This is a genomic window from Bradyrhizobium sp. NBAIM03 (assembly GCF_020194055.1).
Classification (GTDB): domain Bacteria; phylum Pseudomonadota; class Alphaproteobacteria; order Rhizobiales; family Xanthobacteraceae; genus Bradyrhizobium; species Bradyrhizobium yuanmingense.
In genome coordinates, this window is record NZ_JADYVS010000006.1 from 265,759 (window position 1) to 280,335 (window position 14,577).

General features: G+C 64.5%; 14 protein-coding genes. 9 read left to right on the top strand and 5 right to left on the bottom strand.

Translation table 11 applies throughout. From position 1 onward, the window contains the following. The first annotated feature begins 113 nt into the window (after window positions 1-113). From I6F21_RS11760 to I6F21_RS11780, 5 genes are all read left to right on the top strand, one after another. Window positions 114-1,115 carry a Ku protein gene (locus I6F21_RS11760; RefSeq protein ID WP_036005804.1) on the top strand — a complete coding sequence of 334 codons (1,002 nt, stop codon included), beginning with the start codon at window positions 114-116 and terminating at the stop codon, window positions 1,113-1,115. Between the two features lie 59 nt (window positions 1,116-1,174). Continuing rightward, window positions 1,175-1,411, top strand: coding sequence for a hypothetical protein (locus tag I6F21_RS11765; RefSeq protein ID WP_036023267.1), 237 nt, complete (start codon window positions 1,175-1,177; stop codon window positions 1,409-1,411). Window positions 1,412-1,670: 259 nt separating this feature from the next. Next, on the top strand, window positions 1,671-1,835 hold the full coding sequence (locus I6F21_RS11770; protein ID WP_036005811.1) for a Flp family type IVb pilin: 165 nt from the start codon (window positions 1,671-1,673) through the stop codon (window positions 1,833-1,835). Between the two features lie 121 nt (window positions 1,836-1,956). Next, window positions 1,957-3,483, top strand: a complete 1,527-nt coding sequence (locus I6F21_RS11775) for a thymidine phosphorylase family protein (protein WP_225139471.1) — start codon at window positions 1,957-1,959, stop codon at window positions 3,481-3,483. Between the two features lie 3 nt (window positions 3,484-3,486). Continuing rightward, a complete protein-coding gene (locus tag I6F21_RS11780; RefSeq protein ID WP_225183149.1) occupies window positions 3,487-5,082 on the top strand; it encodes an MBL fold metallo-hydrolase in 1,596 nt (531 codons plus the stop codon). A gap of 833 nt (window positions 5,083-5,915) precedes the next feature. Here I6F21_RS11780 and I6F21_RS11790 read toward each other — a convergent pair. The 5 genes from I6F21_RS11790 to I6F21_RS11810 are packed head-to-tail and all read right to left on the bottom strand — an operon-like array spanning window position 5,916 to window position 11,043. Beyond that, entirely contained in the window at window positions 5,916-6,605 is a 690-nt protein-coding gene (locus I6F21_RS11790) for a type 1 glutamine amidotransferase domain-containing protein (protein WP_036005815.1), read from the bottom strand. A 58-nt stretch (window positions 6,606-6,663) separates the two neighbouring features. Next, window positions 6,664-7,296: a hypothetical protein gene (locus tag I6F21_RS11795; RefSeq protein WP_036023264.1), complete on the bottom strand. Its 633-nt coding sequence runs from the start codon at window positions 7,294-7,296 to the stop codon at window positions 6,664-6,666. A gap of 8 nt (window positions 7,297-7,304) precedes the next feature. After that, entirely contained in the window at window positions 7,305-9,560 is a 2,256-nt protein-coding gene (locus I6F21_RS11800; protein ID WP_225139474.1) for a molybdopterin cofactor-binding domain-containing protein, read from the bottom strand. 1 nt (window position 9,561) lies between these two features. Next, on the bottom strand, window positions 9,562-10,026 hold the full coding sequence (locus I6F21_RS11805) for a (2Fe-2S)-binding protein (protein ID WP_036023261.1): 465 nt from the start codon (window positions 10,024-10,026) through the stop codon (window positions 9,562-9,564). An 18-nt stretch (window positions 10,027-10,044) separates the two neighbouring features. Further along, the gene (locus I6F21_RS11810) at window positions 10,045-11,043 is read right to left on the bottom strand and encodes an AraC family transcriptional regulator (RefSeq protein WP_225139475.1); all 999 of its coding nucleotides are present in this window, start codon (window positions 11,041-11,043) and stop codon (window positions 10,045-10,047) included. A gap of 337 nt (window positions 11,044-11,380) precedes the next feature. Between I6F21_RS11810 and I6F21_RS11815 the strand changes: the two genes are divergently transcribed. From I6F21_RS11815 to I6F21_RS11830, 4 genes are all read left to right on the top strand, one after another. Then, window positions 11,381-12,136, top strand: a complete 756-nt coding sequence (locus I6F21_RS11815; protein WP_225111739.1) for an alpha/beta hydrolase — start codon at window positions 11,381-11,383, stop codon at window positions 12,134-12,136. 51 nt (window positions 12,137-12,187) lie between these two features. Continuing rightward, entirely contained in the window at window positions 12,188-13,201 is a 1,014-nt protein-coding gene (locus I6F21_RS11820) for an aldo/keto reductase (RefSeq protein WP_225139476.1), read from the top strand. A 30-nt stretch (window positions 13,202-13,231) separates the two neighbouring features. Continuing rightward, complete coding sequence (locus I6F21_RS11825; protein WP_225139477.1) at window positions 13,232-14,065, top strand: VOC family protein; 834 nt, start codon at window positions 13,232-13,234, stop codon at window positions 14,063-14,065. Window positions 14,066-14,144: 79 nt separating this feature from the next. After that, entirely contained in the window at window positions 14,145-14,555 is a 411-nt protein-coding gene (locus tag I6F21_RS11830) for a putative quinol monooxygenase (protein ID WP_225139478.1), read from the top strand. Window positions 14,556-14,577 lie beyond the last annotated feature (22 nt).

The window sequence follows — 14,577 nt, forward strand, 5'->3', positions numbered from 1 at the left end:
CGGCGCAGGCGGCGATTAACGCCGTTGCAAGATTCCGCGCCGGCGGTTGCTATGATTCGCAACTGGGCGATGGTATCCTCAAAGCTTGTCCGCTGTTGCGTCTGGAGTAGCCCATGGCCCCCCGCGCCAATTGGAAGGGTTTTCTGCGTCTGTCGCTCGTGACCTGCCCGGTCGCGCTCTATCCGGCCACTTCGGATACGGAGAAGGTTTCGTTCAACCAGATCAACCGCAAGACCGGCCACCGCATCAAGTATCTCAAGGTCGATGCCGAGACTGGCGACGAGGTGACGTCCGAGGACATCGTCAAGGGCTACAAGGTCGACACCGACACTTATATCGAGGTCACCAAGGACGAGCTGGACGACATCGCGCTCGATTCCACCCACACGATCGAGATCGACGAGTTCGTGCCCAAGGCCGACATCGACAACCGCTATCTGATCCGCCCCTACTACCTCGTGCCGGACGGCAAGGTCGGCCACGACGCCTATGCGGTGATCCGCGAGACCATCCGCAGCATGGACAAGGTCGCGATCGGCCGCGTGGTGCTGACCAACCGCGAGCACATCATCGCGCTGGAGCCGCTCGAGAACGGGCTGATGGGCACGCTGCTGCGCTACCCCTACGAGGTCCGCAGCGAGAAGGAATATTTCGACGACATCCAGGACGTGAAGCTGACGAGGGACATGCTCGACCTCGCCAAGCACATCGTCGAGAAGAAGTCCGGCGCGTTCGAGCCCGAGCTGTTCGAGGATCATTACGAGACCGCTCTGATCGATCTCATCAACAAGAAGCGCAGCGGCATGCCGATCACCGCCAAGGCCGCACCGAAGACCGGCGGCAACGTCATCAGCTTGATGGACGCGCTGAAGAAGAGCATCGCGAACGAGAAGGACGCGGCCCCCGCGGCGAAGGTCGCCAGGGACACGGACAAGGAGACCGCCAAGGACACCAAGGCCAAGAAGCCGAAGAAGCGCGTCGAGGGCCAGCGCGAGATGCTGCTGCCGATATCAGGCAAGGGCGGCAAGGACGCTGCGGCGAAGGCTGCGACCACGCCGAAGAAGGCCGCCGACAAGCCGGTGCGCGCGCCGGCGCGGGCAAAGAAGGCCGGCTGACAGCACCACGCCCCGCGATCACGCCGTGATGTCTCTCCTCGCCGATCGGCCGGCCTGACATGCCCTGGTCGACGGCGTTCGACGATCCCGTTCGCGTGAGCAACAAGCGCAAGCTGCTCACGCTTCAAGAAGCCGCCGACTACATCATGGAGCTGCCCGAGGACGCCCAGCACGAGGCGCATTGGCAGACCGCGATCGAGACCTTGATCAATGCGGCCGAGACCGGCGGCGGCTGGGTGATGTTCGCCCGCATCGCGATGTTGCGGGCGCTGAATACGGACGGCCGGCGCGGATGAGCGCGATCGAGACATCCTTGCCTATTCGTTGACGAACAGGCTCAACAATCGGTTAAGCGGTCAAGCCAATGGGGGCAATGCACCGGGCTGTCGGTTTGACTTCATTTGAACGGATCGACGGAACCCTAATTTAATGAATGCCGTCGTACGAGGTAAGGTGCGATCGCCGTGTTCTGGCGCGCTCGGAGATTTATTCGATCGATTTGCAAGTCCGATAACGACGCGACCATCCATCGGATCGGATGAACAGGAGTTGGCAATGCGTCTGCTTAGGTCCTTCCTTGCCGATGAGAATGGCGCAACCGCAATCGAGTACGGCCTGATCGCCGCAGGGATCGCTCTGGCAATCGTGACCATCGTCAACAGCACGGGCGCTGCGCTGCTCAACAACAAGTTCAACTCGGTCAGCACGGCGATGAAGTAACCGCCGGCCAACGGCCTGCGCAGCGGCTGCCCGCCGGAGCGGCGGGCCATGATCTGGGTCAACAGCATCGGGACGGCGACGTCTAAGCATGGAGGTCCGACTCCCTGCTGCCGGCCCGTCCATGCATCCAGACCTTCCGCATTCCCAACTGAAGATCCGCCGCGTCCGCCTCGACACCGGCCGTGAGAACGTCGTCGTCGTCTCGAGGCGCTCCAAGGCGCTGCGCGCGGAGATCTTCCGCGGTTTCAGCCGCGTCGAGCTTCGTCAGGGCGGCAAGGTTCTGCTGGCGACCCTGCTGATCACGGACGACGATACGCTCGCGGCTCCCGACGAGATCGGCCTCTCCGAGCCTGCGTTCCGGCGCTTCGCCGAAGCGGTCGGAACGGAGGTCACGGTCAGGCCCGCCTCGCCTCCGGAGAGCCTGGAAGCGGTGCGTGCGAAGATCCGCGGACGAACTCTGAGCCAGGCCGAGATCGGCGCGATCATCAGCGACCTTGCCCATTATCGCTACTCCGACATGGAGATCGCCGCCTTCCTGATCGGATCGGCGAGCTTCATCACCAGCGACGAGCTGCTCGCCCTCACGGGGGCCATGGCGCAGGCCGGCACGCAATTGGTCTGGCCGACCCCTGTCGTCGTCGACAAGCATTGCATCGGCGGCATCCCCGGCAACCGCACCTCGATGGTGGTGGTGCCGATCGTCGCCGCGCATGGCCTGCCGATCCCGAAGACCTCCTCGCGCGCGATCACCTCGCCGGCCGGCACCGCCGACACGATGGAGGTGCTGGCGCGGGTGAATATCTCCGTCGAGGAGATGAAGGCGATCGTCTCCTCCTGCAACGGCTGCCTGATCTGGGGCGGGCACGTGAACCTGTCGCCGGCCGACGACGTCCTGATCTCGGTCGAGCGCCCGCTGAGCCTGGATACTCGCGAGCAGATGGTCGCGTCCATCATGTCCAAGAAGATCGCGGCAGGCTCGACCCATCTGCTGATCGACATTCCGGTCGGGCCGACCGCGAAGGTCACCGGCGGCGTCGAGGCCATGCGGCTGCGAAAGCTGTTCGAATTCGTCGGCGACCGCTTCGGCCGGACGGTCGAGGTGATCACGACCGACGGCAGCCAGCCGATCGGCAACGGCATCGGGCCGGTGCTGGAGGCCAACGACGTCATGGCGGTGCTCGGCAACGACAAGGATGCGCCGCGCGATCTGCGCGAGAAGTCGCTCCGGCTCGCCGCCCATCTGCTGGAATACGATCCCAAGCTGCGCGGCGGGGCCGGCTATGCCCGGGCGCGCGAACTGCTGGATAGCGGCGCGGCACTGAAGCAGATGCAGAAGATCATCGACGCACAGGGCCCCTCGACATGCAGCAACGAGCTCGGACCGCTCAGCTTCGACGTCGAGGCGAGGCATGACGGCATCGTGTCCGCAATCGACTGCCTGCGTCTGAACCGCCTCGCCCGCACCGCCGGCGCGCCGCTCGACAAGGGCGCAGGCATCCGCCTGTTCAAGAAGATCGGCGACCGCGTCGAGCAGGGCGAGCCACTCTATCGCGTCTACACGTTCGGCCGGTCGGAGCACGATTTGGCGGCCAGCGCGACTGCGGCCGACAACGGCTATGCGATCAACGGCAAGCCTCTCGGAGAATGACAGATGAGCATCACCGTTCGATTCTGCGGTGCCACCCGCACCGTGACCGGCTCGAGCTATCTGTTCCAGACCGCAAGCGGCTGTTTCCTGGTCGATTGCGGATTGTTCCAGGGCCAGAAGACGCTGAAGGAGCTCAATTATCGCGCCTTTCCGTTTCGCCCCGCCGACATCGATGCGGTGCTGCTCACGCACGCTCACATCGACCATAGCGGTCTCTTGCCGAAGCTCGTGCGCGCGGGCTTCGAGGGGCCGATCCTGGCGACGCGCGGCACGATCGACCTCTGCTCCTACATGCTGCCCGATGCCGGCAACATCCAGGAATCGGAGGTCAAGCAGCTCAACCGGCGCAACGCCTCGCGCGGGCGCAAGGAGGTCGAGCCGATCTACACGCAGGCCGACGCGATCGCATCGCTGCGATCGTTCCGCGCCGTCGACTACGAACGATGGACCGACGTGATCCCCGGCGTCCGCGCACGCTACTGGAACGCCGGCCATTTGCTCGGCTCCGCGTCGATCGAGCTGGAAATCGCCGAGCAAGGCGCGGCGCGGCCGCTGCGCGTGCTCGTCTCCGGCGACGTCGGGCCGGAGGCCAAGCTGCTCCAGCCCGATCCCGAAGCGCCGAGCGATTTCGACTACGTCATCTCGGAATCGACCTATGGCGACCGCGCGCGCGAGGCCACGACACCTGCGCTTCGCCGCAAGCACCTCGCGGCCGAGGTGCGCGATGCCGCGGCGGCCGGCGGCGCGCTGCTGCTGCCGGCCTTCGCGGTCGAGCGCACCCAGGAGCTGATCGTCGATCTCGTCGACCTGATGGAGCACCGCGAGATTCCGACGGCGCCGATTTTCCTCGATTCACCGCTCGCGATCCGCGCGACCGAAGTGTTCCGCCGCCATTCCGAGAGCCTCGATCCGTCGGTCGACGCCACGCGCCTGCTCAACTCGCCGCATCTGAAATTCACCGAGACCGCGGACGAGAGCAAGGCGATCATGCGTCTGTCCGGATTTCACATCATCATCGCTGCGAGCGGCATGTGCGATGCGGGCCGGATCCGCCATCATCTGAAGCGCTGGCTGTGGAACGAGCGCGCGACCGTGCTTCTGGCCGGCTTCCAGGCCAACGGCACGCTCGGCCGCTTCCTTCAGAACGGGGCCAAGGCCGTCCGCATCCAGGGCGACGAGATCAAGGTCGCCGCCCGCATCCGCATGATCGACGAATATTCGGGTCATGCCGACGGCGCCGGCATGGCCAGCTGGATCGCGGCGCGTCGTCCCATCGCGCGCGGGCTGTTCCTGGTCCACGGCGAGGAAGCGGCGGTTGCGGGCCTGGCCGAGCGCGTCGCCGAGCGCATCATTCCCGCGGCCAGGATCTACCAGCCGATGCTGGACGACACTTTCGAGCTCGCGGCACCCGAACCGCGCGTGCTCGACGCCGATCATCGCCGGCGACTGTCGCCGGAGGCCGTGACGCGTCTCGACTGGCACAACGAGATGTCCGAGCTGATGCTCGACATCAACGATCGCGTCGCAGCCGCCGCCGACGACCGCGCCCGCGGCGTCATCATCCGAAGGCTGCGGCGGGCGCTGCAGGAAACGGCGTAGCGCTCGCGGAAACAATAATCCGGATTGCGCCTAGCTTCATCCAGGCTACGGCGCTTTGACGGCCCTCTGGGTGCTGATATTCTCCGGCGGAACGGGCTCGACGAGCCATGCCGCCAATCGATCAACCAGCGCTGCCGAGAGAATGCGGATGAGACGCGTGATGCTCCTGACGATCGGCCTCATGTCTGTCGTCGCCTGGCCGCACGACAGCGCCAGAGGCCAAACTTCGGCCGCGCCGCCGGTTTCGCTTGCTCGGCCCGATGCAGCGCCGCCACGCCCGGGTGCCACCAAGCCCCCCCGGGTAACGACGAACGGAACTCCAGCAGCGACGTCCAGCAGGGAGCCTTCCGTGATTGGCCGGCCTCAACCGAATCCAGCCGCCGACTACGATGGCTTCAGCGTCGGCACCGTCGATGACGTTGGCACTCCGAGCCGCGTGACGCCGGCCGTGCGTTCACGCGCAGCAAGGGACGCCAGGTCCAATCCGGATGGTCTCGATCAAGAAGATGAGGCGTTGAAGCGAAAGCTGATGATCTGCCAGAGCTGCAAATAGCAGAGCAATCGGATATGACTTGTGGCGGCGGCCTGCGCGCACGCCTCGTCCTTCGGGACGGCGCTGACGCGCCTCCTCAGAATGAGGCTAGTCAGCATCAGTGCTCGTTGAAATGGCTGCCGCGCACTCCGCCCTCATCCTGAGGAGCCCGCCCATAGCGGGCGTCTCGAAGGATGGCCGCCGGGGAAACTCCCAAATGCGATAGCCCTGCTGCAAAGAGGGATGTAAGCACAGCTTCAGATGCCGCGCCCATCCCGCTCGAATTCGTCCTTGCGAATCTTCAGGTTTTCGCGCCGCTGCTCCTATCCTTGAGGGCGGCCAGCAACTCTTTTCCGAGCGCTCCGGCAGAGGCGGGGTTCTGGCCCGTGATGAGCCGGCCATCGACGACGACGTGAGGTTGCCAATTGGCCGCGGACGAGTACTCGGCACCCTCTGCCCTCAACGCATCCTCGAGCTCGTAAGGTACGTCATCGCGCGCATAGTCGTACTCTTCCTTCTTCGAAAAGGATGTCAGCTTCTTGCCGCGCACGAACGGGACGCCATCGCCGAGGTCGACGCCAAGCAGCGCGCACGGCCCGTGACAGACAGCGGCGACGAGCTTGCCGGTGCTCCAGGCTCGCACAACGGCACTTTGGACCGCCGCATTGCGCTGGATGTCCACCATGGGACCAAGACCGCCGGGTATCAGGATGGCGTCGTAGTCGGCGGCATCCACCTCGGATAATTTACGGCTGTGATTCAGGCGGCGAAAGGCTTTGCTGGCGAGGAAATCCTTCTGAGCAGGATCTTTCTCGTCATATGCATCGTAAGGCGTCCACCCCCCGGCCGGCGACGCGAACTCCACCGCGATCCCAGCCTTGTCGAGCACCTCGAAAGGATGGGCAACCTCGGCGAAAAAGAAGCCGGTCTTGCGACTATGCGGTCCGATCACGGCTGCGTTGGTGACAATGAAGAGGACGTGTTGGGTCATGGTTTTCTCCTTTCGATAATGCTATCTGGGATCGCCTTGCCGCGGTGCGGAGACCGCCTCAATTCGGACAGGGCTGTCCGGCCGCGCCCCACATCGCCATGTCCTTGACGTGATCCTCGAAGGTGCCGGGCGGCGTTGAGCGGCCGGCTCCGGGCGCCCAGCCGCGCGGGATGAAGCCGCTCAGCGAGGCATCGTGCCGCAAATGCCCGACGAGACCAGCGGCGTCGCGACCGCCGTTGCGCTTGGGATCTTTCATCTGCGCGCAGATCTCGGCGCCGCTCTTGCCGAACCAGATGAAAGCCACCGGGGCGAGCTGCCAATCGATGCCGGCGCGCGGCGGCGACGGCGCCGGCTCGTTCGCCTGGGTCGAGGTCATGTGGCAGGTCGAGCACGGGATCGCTTCCGCTCCGATGCGGCTCTCGCCGCCATGGATGTTCATGCCATGCGGGCGAGGCTTGGTTTCGCCGGCCGGCGTCCAGATCGGTATCGCCTTGGCATCGACATGGCAGTTGGCACACCGTGGATGGGTCACGACGGCTTCGATCCGCTTCCACGCCTCCAGCCCCTCGGCGCGGCTGACGCTACCGGGCGGCAGCAGGTCCTTGGCGGCCTCGTCCTTCGCGGCGACGATCCCGGTCAGGGCGGCGACGGCCGACGCTGCCAAGACCAACGCGATCAGAGATCTCTGCATGGCGTGTCTCACACGAAATCGATGAACTTGTTGAAGGGCATTTCGCGGATGCGCTTTCCGGTCGCCGCGAAGATCGCATTGGCAAGCGCAGGCGCGGCGGGTGGCACCGGCGGCTCTCCGAGGCCCCTCACCTTCGGATCGTTCTCGAGCCCGCGAACTTCGATGACCGGGCATTGGTGGATCCGCATCGCCTCATGGTGATTGTAATTGGTCTGCTGCGCCGCGCCTTTTGAGTAGGTGATTTCGCAATTGATCGCGTGGCCTAGGCCCCAGACGACGCCGCCCTGGACCTGGTTCTCGAAATTGACGGGATCGATCACCTTGCCGACGTCGACCGCGACCCAGACCTTGTCGATCCGGACGCCACGGTCCGTCGCCGTCACCTCGACGACCTCGGCAACCGGTGTCCCGAACGACTCGACGAAGGCGACGCCGCGGCCCCTGCCGTTGCCGAGCGGCCCCTTCCAGGTCGACATCTCCGCGACCGTCTCCAGCAGCTTGCGATAATGCGGCACATTGCACATCGCGATGCGCGCCTTCATGGGATCGAGGCCGGCTGCGTGGATCAATTCGTCAATGAAGCTTTCGGTGAAGAAGCCGGCCGTGGACGCTCCCACGGAGCGCCAGGTGGTGCACGGCGACAGCCCTTGCGCCTCGTAGCTGATGGCGCGGAAGTTGGGGATGTCGTAATAGACGTTCCACGTGCCGGCGGCCAATTGAGGATCGGGATCCTTCGAGGGTGCACCCATGCGCTCGAGCAGTCCCTTGAACGGCGCCGTCGATGCCAATTGCAGGTCGGTCGCAACGATCTTGCCGTTGGCGACGCTTCCCCTGTGACGCGCGATCGCAATCTGCCGCGGAATATCCTGAAGGAAATCCTCCTCGCGCGAGAAGACGAGCTTGATCGGCGTCCCGCGCATCTGATTGGCGATCTCGGCGAGCACGCGGACGTTCTCGAATTCGAGACGATGGCCGAAGCTTCCGCCGGTCCATTGATTGTGGAAGGTGACCTGCTCCGGCTTGAGGCCGATAGCGTTCGCCGCGATGGCTTGCACCGCCTGCGGGCTCTGATGGCCAACCCAGATTTCCATGCCCTTGTCGGTGACGAGACCGATCCCGTTCAGCGGCTCGAGCGGCTGATGCGCCACGTAAGGGGCGCGATATTCGGCTTCGACGAGCTTGCCCGTCTTCAGGCCGGCTCCGACGTCGCCGATCGTCCGCCACTCCTTGCCGAGGAATTCGGGCTTGAACGATGATTCCAGCACTTTCCAATGATCGGCCTGCTCGGCGGGATAGGCCGAAGGCGCCCACTCGCAAGCGATGGCGTCGACGGCTTTCATCGCGTACCAGCTGTTGGTGGCGATCACCGCAACGCCGTTCTTGATCTCGAGGATCTTCTTCACGCCCGGCATCGCGCGCGCCTTGCTGGCGTCGTAGGATTTCAGCGGCTGTCCCTTGCCGGGGTTCAGTTTGACGGAGGCGTAGAGCATGCCCTCCATCTTCAGGTCGATGCCGAATTGCAGTTCGCCCATCACTTTGGCGCGCACGTCGAGGCGCGTCATCGGCTTGCCCAGCATGCGCCATGTCGAGGGATCGCGCGGCTGCGCATCGAGCACCGGCGGAATTCTTGCGGCCTCGGCCGCCAGTGAGACGTACGGAATTTTGCTTCCGTCAGGCAGGATCACGTGGCCGGATTGCGTGCGGATGTCGGCGACGGCGACGCCCGAACGTTTGGCCGCAGCTGCCTTCAACGTCTCACGCGCAACTGCCCCTGCCACGCGCAGCTTGTCATAGGTGTCCGGGATCGTGCTCGAGCCGCCCGTCATCTGCAGGCCGGATTTTCGAAGACTTTCCAGCGCAGCAGCGCGTGCCGCTTCGGCCTCAGGACTCTGGTCCGCGGCCAGGAACGGCGCCAGTTCCTCCTTGAATCCGGTGTTGAAGTAAGCGGGACTCGGGCCGGCGAAGCGGACTTCGAACTGGCCGGGGTCGAGGTCCATCTCTTCGGCGATCATGATCGGCTGCACCGAGCCGACGCCCTGGCCGATGTCGGCGTGTTGCGCGATCAGCGTGATCTTGTCGGGGCTGATCTCGACCCATGGATTGAAGGTGACGGAATTCGGGCCGAGTCCGGCGGCCAGCGGATTGCCATCGGCACTCGGCGCGGTCGCTTCGGCCGGACCATAGGCACCGAAAACGATGCCACCGGCGACCGCGGCAGAGCCGAACACGAAAGCCCGACGCGAAAGGGTTTGCATGTCGCCCATCTCACTTCTCCGCCATCTTGTTTGCGGCGGCCGCATGGATCGCCGCACGAATGCGCGGATAGGTGCCGCAGCGGCAGAGATTGCCGGACATCACCTGGTTGATCTGCTCGTCAGTCGGTTTTGGGATCGATGCAAGAAGCGAGATGGCCTGCATGATCTGACCGGTCTGGCAGTAGCCGCATTGCGGCACCTGATGCGCGATCCAGGCCTGCAAGACCGGATTTTGGTCCTTGTTGTGCAGGCCTTCGAGCGTGACGACCGATTTGCCCGCGACCTCGCCGATATGGGCCTGGCAGGACCGCACCGCCTTGCCGTCGATGTGAACGGTGCAGGCCCCGCATTGCGCGACCCCGCAGCCGTATTTGGCGCTGGTGATGCCCAGTTCGTCACGCAGCACCCACAACAGGGGCATCTCGGGCACGACGTCGACCTGGCGCTTGATCCCGTTCACCTTGAGCTCGATCATGCCGATATGTCCTCTCGCCTACCTGGTCGCTGCAACAGCAATGCTCGACGCCCATTGCGCCGTATTTCCGAATCCTGCTGGATCATGCGCAATCCCTGCGGAATGGCTTTCGAGCCAATCGGCTTTCACCTCGACCTGGCCACAGCACAATTCGCGATACTGCCCCGGGGTGAGATTTGCGGCCTTGCGGAATACGCGCGTGAAATTGGCCTGCGAGCCGAAACCGAACTCCAGGGCAATCTCGACCAGCGACAGGTGGTCGCGCGCGAGCTCCTCTCGCGCGGCGTGGACGCGGCGATCGGTGACATAACGGTGCGGTGACAGTCCGGTCGCCTCGCGAAACAGCCGGGAAAAATGATAGGGGCTGAGGCAGGCTTGGGTCGCCAGATCCTCCAACCTGATATCGCTGCCGAGAGACGCCTCGATATAGTCCAGCACGCGCTGCAGGCGTCGCGCGTCGAGCGCCGGCGACTTGTCGGGCGCGCGCCAGCGGTCGATCGTGTAATTGCCCAGGAGATGCGCCGCGAGGGTGACCTGGATCCCCTCCACGAACAGCGCGTCGGTCGGGTGGCGCGGGCGATGGAGCAGATCGCGAAGCGGCGAGCAGATGTGGAAGAGCACCTGGTCCGCCAGGCCGTGAGCATAGGCGATCTCGACCTTGGCCGGATCGATGCCGAAATCCGCAAGCGCGCTGTGGTCAAGCAGTGTCGACGGCAGATAGAGATGAAGACATTCCATCCGGTCCGAAAGCTCGAGATGGCTCTCCTGCGTCCCCACGGGCACGAGATAAGTCATGCCCGGACGCGCAAGACTTTTCTGGATTTCGCCGTTGCCGGCACGGCACACCATGCCCCCGCCCGACAGCAGCATGACGAGCTCGGTGCAGATGGGAACGGGCGTTGCCTGACAGCCTGCCTCGAACTTGCGATGCTCGATGCTCAGCCCCGGCCAATCATTGACCCCCGCGAGCTTCTCGCTGTTCTTGTACTTGTGATCTCCATGCGTCACGAGCGCCATTACGACCTCCGCTTCGTTGCGGCGATTCCCGGCCCCGTATCGCGCGAGCGATCATTCCATCCGGTGGTGAGTTGCAGCCCCGGTCACTGCCACGCCGATCGCGAATTACTCACAAGCTGCGCCAGCGAAGTCCAGAGGCGGCACGGTTAAAAGAGGTAAAAGCCAGCCAAGGCAAAGGCTTGGCGCCAGACGTGTTCGGCTTCGCAAGCTTGATCTCCTCGCACCTCAGCAAGATGCGTGCGTCATCGCGCAGGAATCGGAAATATCGCAATGCGGGCCTGCGCTAGTGAAAGGCGCATCAACGGCAATGTCGCCGTATCGAGGATAGGAGCCTGCTATGAAGCCGCTTACCTCCGCGCTTGCCGCATTGTCGATCGCAACCGCCGTCCCCGCGGCCGCCGCCGACCGAAATGTTTCGATTGTTCTCGTGCACGGCGCCTTCGTCGATGGCTCGGGCTGGAAGGACACCTACGGCATCCTCTCGGAGGCGGGCTATGAGGTGCTCGTCGTTCAGCAGCCGACGATCACGCTTCGCGACGATGTCGCCGAGACCGAGCGCGTGATCGCCAAGGCGCGGCATCCCGTCATTCTGGTCGGGCATTCCTATGGTGGGATGGTCATCACGGAAGCCGGCGACAATCCCAAGGTTCGCAGCCTGGTCTATCTCGCTGCCTTTGCTCCTGACGCCGGAGAGTCCGTCAGCACGCTGGCGGAAGCCCCGGTGCCCGCCGGCGAGCACAAAGCTCCGCTGGTCACCGAGGGCAATTATCTGCTCGTCGACCGCGCAAAATTCCCCACCTCTTTCGCGGCCGATGTCGACCCGGCCACGACCCGCTTCATGGGCGCCGCGCAGCTGCCCTGGGGATTGCAGGCGGTGCAGACCAAGGTCGATCGCGTGGCCTGGAAGACCAAGCCGACCTATTACATGGTGACGAGCGAGGATCACATGATCCCGCCGACCGCACAGCGCACCATGGCCAAGCGTTCGGGCGCGAAGGTGACGGAGATGAAGAGCAGCCACGCGGTCATGCTGTCGCATCCGCGCGAGGTCGCGGAGTTCATCAGAAGCGCAGACACGTCAGCGACGCAGTGAGATCGGCCGCGCCCCCCACGGACATGCCCGTCGCAGACAAGGATTCGCACCATGGCGCTCAAGGATATTCTGCCGGGAAAACTGGGGTTCGGCGCAGCGCCGCTCGGAAACATGTTCCACGACATCCCGGAGCAGGAAGCGCTCGCGACAGTGAACGCAGCCTGGGAGGACGGCATCCGCTATTTCGACACCGCGCCGTTCTACGGCGCAGGGCTTGCCGAGATCCGCATCGGCGCCGCGCTCGCCGGCCGCAAGCGGAGCGACTACGTGCTCAGCACCAAGGTCGGCCGCTTGATCCTGGACGAGATCGAGGATGTTGGTGCCCGCGACCTCGGCGAGAAGGGCGGCGTCTTCAGACACGGACGCCCGAATCGGATCGTGAACGACTATTCCCGGGACGGAACGTTGCGCTCGATCGAGGACAGCCTGAAGCGGCTCGCCACCTCCCACATCGACGTCGTCTTCGTGCACGACGTAGCGCAGGACTTCTACGGCGACGAGTGGCTCTCGGTGTTCGAAAGCGCCCGCAAGGGCGCGTTCAAGGCCCTCGACCAGCTGCGGGACGAGGGCGTGATTAAGGGGTGGGGACTCGGTGTCAACCGGGTCGAGCCGATCGAGCTGCTGCTCGCGCTCGAAGAGCCGCGCCCCGACGGCTTCCTGCTCGCGGGCCGATACACGCTGCTCGACCACGCAAGGGCGCTGCAGCGGGTGATGCCGATGGCCGCCGAGCACGAGCTCGCGATCGTGGTCGGCGGCCCCTACAGTTCCGGCGCGCTCGTCGGCGGCCCGAACTTCGAATATGCGCCGGCGCCTCCCGAAATCCTCAAGAAGGTGGCGCGGATCAAGGCGATCGCAGACCGCTATCGGATCAGCATGAAGGCGGCCGGCCTGCAGTTCGCGCTCGCCAATCCCGTGGTTGCCGCCGTCATTCCCGGTGCGAGCCGCCCAAGCCGCATCGCCGAGGATCGCGCGGCGCTCGAGGAAGCCATCCCGGCGGAGTTCTGGCGCGAGCTGCGCTCCGAGGGGCTGGTCAGCCCCGCAGCTCCGCTTCCCGCCGCCGATTGACCAATCCACCCAATGACCAAGGAGAGCAACATGACAGATGAAACCAACAACCCCACCGGCATGGACCGCCGCGCCCTGCTTCAGACCGCCGGCGCCGCCGTCGTCACCGGCATCATAGCCGGCACGGCCATCGACGCGCGGGCCGCGACACAGGATGGCGAGCGCGACGAGGCGCCGCTCGGGGCGCGGCTCCAGGGCGTCCAGCATTTCGGGCTGACGGTCCAGAACATGGAGCGGGCCTACCAGTTCTACACGGAGGTGCTTGGCGGCACCGAGGTGTTCCGGCACGGCGACTTCCAGGGCGACGGGGTGCAGAACACGCTGTTGGCCGACCAGGAAATCGAGGCGAATGCACGTGGGGTCAATCCGCGAACCATCGGCGTGCCCGACTTGCGAAGCGGGGCACAGCGGCTCGATGTCCGCTTCATCCAGTTCGACAACATGGTGCTGGAGCTGCTGCAATATCGCGAGGCTGATCAGCCCGTCGGCAGCGCCAAGAGCTTCGCCGAACCGCTGGAGCACATGAGTCCTGCTTTCCCGCGCATGATGCACATCTGCTTCTATGTTCGCGACGATGTGGACTTCAACAAGTTCATTGCCGATCTCGAAGCGGAATCGGCGCGCCGCGGCATGACGCAGGTGAGAGCGAACCGCACCATCCGTCTCATGACGGAAGCGGATCGCAAGGCCGCGCCCCGCAGCACCAACACGAACCGGGTGACCGCCGAACCTTCGAACGGTTGGGAGCTGATCTACTGCAAGGGGCCCGAAGGCGAACAGCTCGAGTTCGTCAAGGCGCTCGGCCCCGTCAAGAAGCGCTTCAGCGAGGCCTTGGCGAAGCGGCAGCAAAAGATCGTGCGCTAATTCCTTGGACGCGGCAGGCGACCGGTCAGCGCCCCTGACCCGGCCGCCCGCGGCTTACTTACCTGCAGAGGACCTCGTCATGCAAACTGTCCGATTTTTCTTGCTAACCGCCTTGTTGCTCGTCACGACGACACTTTCCGCCGCAGTGCAGGAAGCGCCAGGCGTTCGCTATCAACAGGTTCAGGAAGGCGCATATTCCGTCGTGGCGCAGGTGCGAGCCAAGCCTGGAAAGGAGGATCTGCTGCGCGCGGCCACCCTGCCGCTGATCGAGCTGGTCCGTGGCGATCCCAAAAACCTGGTATATTTCCTTCAGGAAGATCGCACCAAGCCGGGTCATTTCATCTTCTACGAGATTTTCGCCACCCGAGCCGATTTCGACGCGCACAACGCGATGCCATACGTAAAGGACTGGTTCGCCAGGCTGCCAGAACTCGCCGACGGCGGCGTCGAGGTCATGCACATGGCCGTTCTTGGCAAGCCCAAAAATTAGCTGAAGGCTGCGCAAGCGAGCA

Excerpts from the sequence above, each read along its gene's own strand:
- I6F21_RS11810 (WP_225139475.1), bottom strand. The coding sequence starts at position 11,043 with ATGGCGCTCGTGACGCATGGAGATCACAAGTACAAGAACAGCGAGAAG.
- I6F21_RS11790 (WP_036005815.1), bottom strand. The coding sequence starts at position 6,605 with ATGACCCAACACGTCCTCTTCATTGTCACCAACGCAGCCGTGATCGGA.
- I6F21_RS11830 (WP_225139478.1), top strand. The coding sequence starts at position 14,145 with ATGCAAACTGTCCGATTTTTCTTGCTAACCGCCTTGTTGCTCGTCACG.
- I6F21_RS11820 (WP_225139476.1), top strand. The coding sequence starts at position 12,188 with ATGGCGCTCAAGGATATTCTGCCGGGAAAACTGGGGTTCGGCGCAGCG.
- I6F21_RS11800 (WP_225139474.1), bottom strand. The coding sequence starts at position 9,560 with ATGGGCGACATGCAAACCCTTTCGCGTCGGGCTTTCGTGTTCGGCTCT.
- I6F21_RS11760 (WP_036005804.1), top strand. The coding sequence starts at position 114 with ATGGCCCCCCGCGCCAATTGGAAGGGTTTTCTGCGTCTGTCGCTCGTG.
- I6F21_RS11805 (WP_036023261.1), bottom strand. The coding sequence starts at position 10,026 with ATGATCGAGCTCAAGGTGAACGGGATCAAGCGCCAGGTCGACGTCGTG.
- I6F21_RS11780 (WP_225183149.1), top strand. The coding sequence starts at position 3,487 with ATGAGCATCACCGTTCGATTCTGCGGTGCCACCCGCACCGTGACCGGC.
- I6F21_RS11815 (WP_225111739.1), top strand. The coding sequence starts at position 11,381 with ATGAAGCCGCTTACCTCCGCGCTTGCCGCATTGTCGATCGCAACCGCC.
- I6F21_RS11775 (WP_225139471.1), top strand. The coding sequence starts at position 1,957 with ATGCATCCAGACCTTCCGCATTCCCAACTGAAGATCCGCCGCGTCCGC.
- I6F21_RS11770 (WP_036005811.1), top strand. The coding sequence starts at position 1,671 with ATGCGTCTGCTTAGGTCCTTCCTTGCCGATGAGAATGGCGCAACCGCA.
- I6F21_RS11825 (WP_225139477.1), top strand. The coding sequence starts at position 13,232 with ATGACAGATGAAACCAACAACCCCACCGGCATGGACCGCCGCGCCCTG.
- I6F21_RS11765 (WP_036023267.1), top strand. The coding sequence starts at position 1,175 with ATGCCCTGGTCGACGGCGTTCGACGATCCCGTTCGCGTGAGCAACAAG.
- I6F21_RS11795 (WP_036023264.1), bottom strand. The coding sequence starts at position 7,296 with ATGCAGAGATCTCTGATCGCGTTGGTCTTGGCAGCGTCGGCCGTCGCC.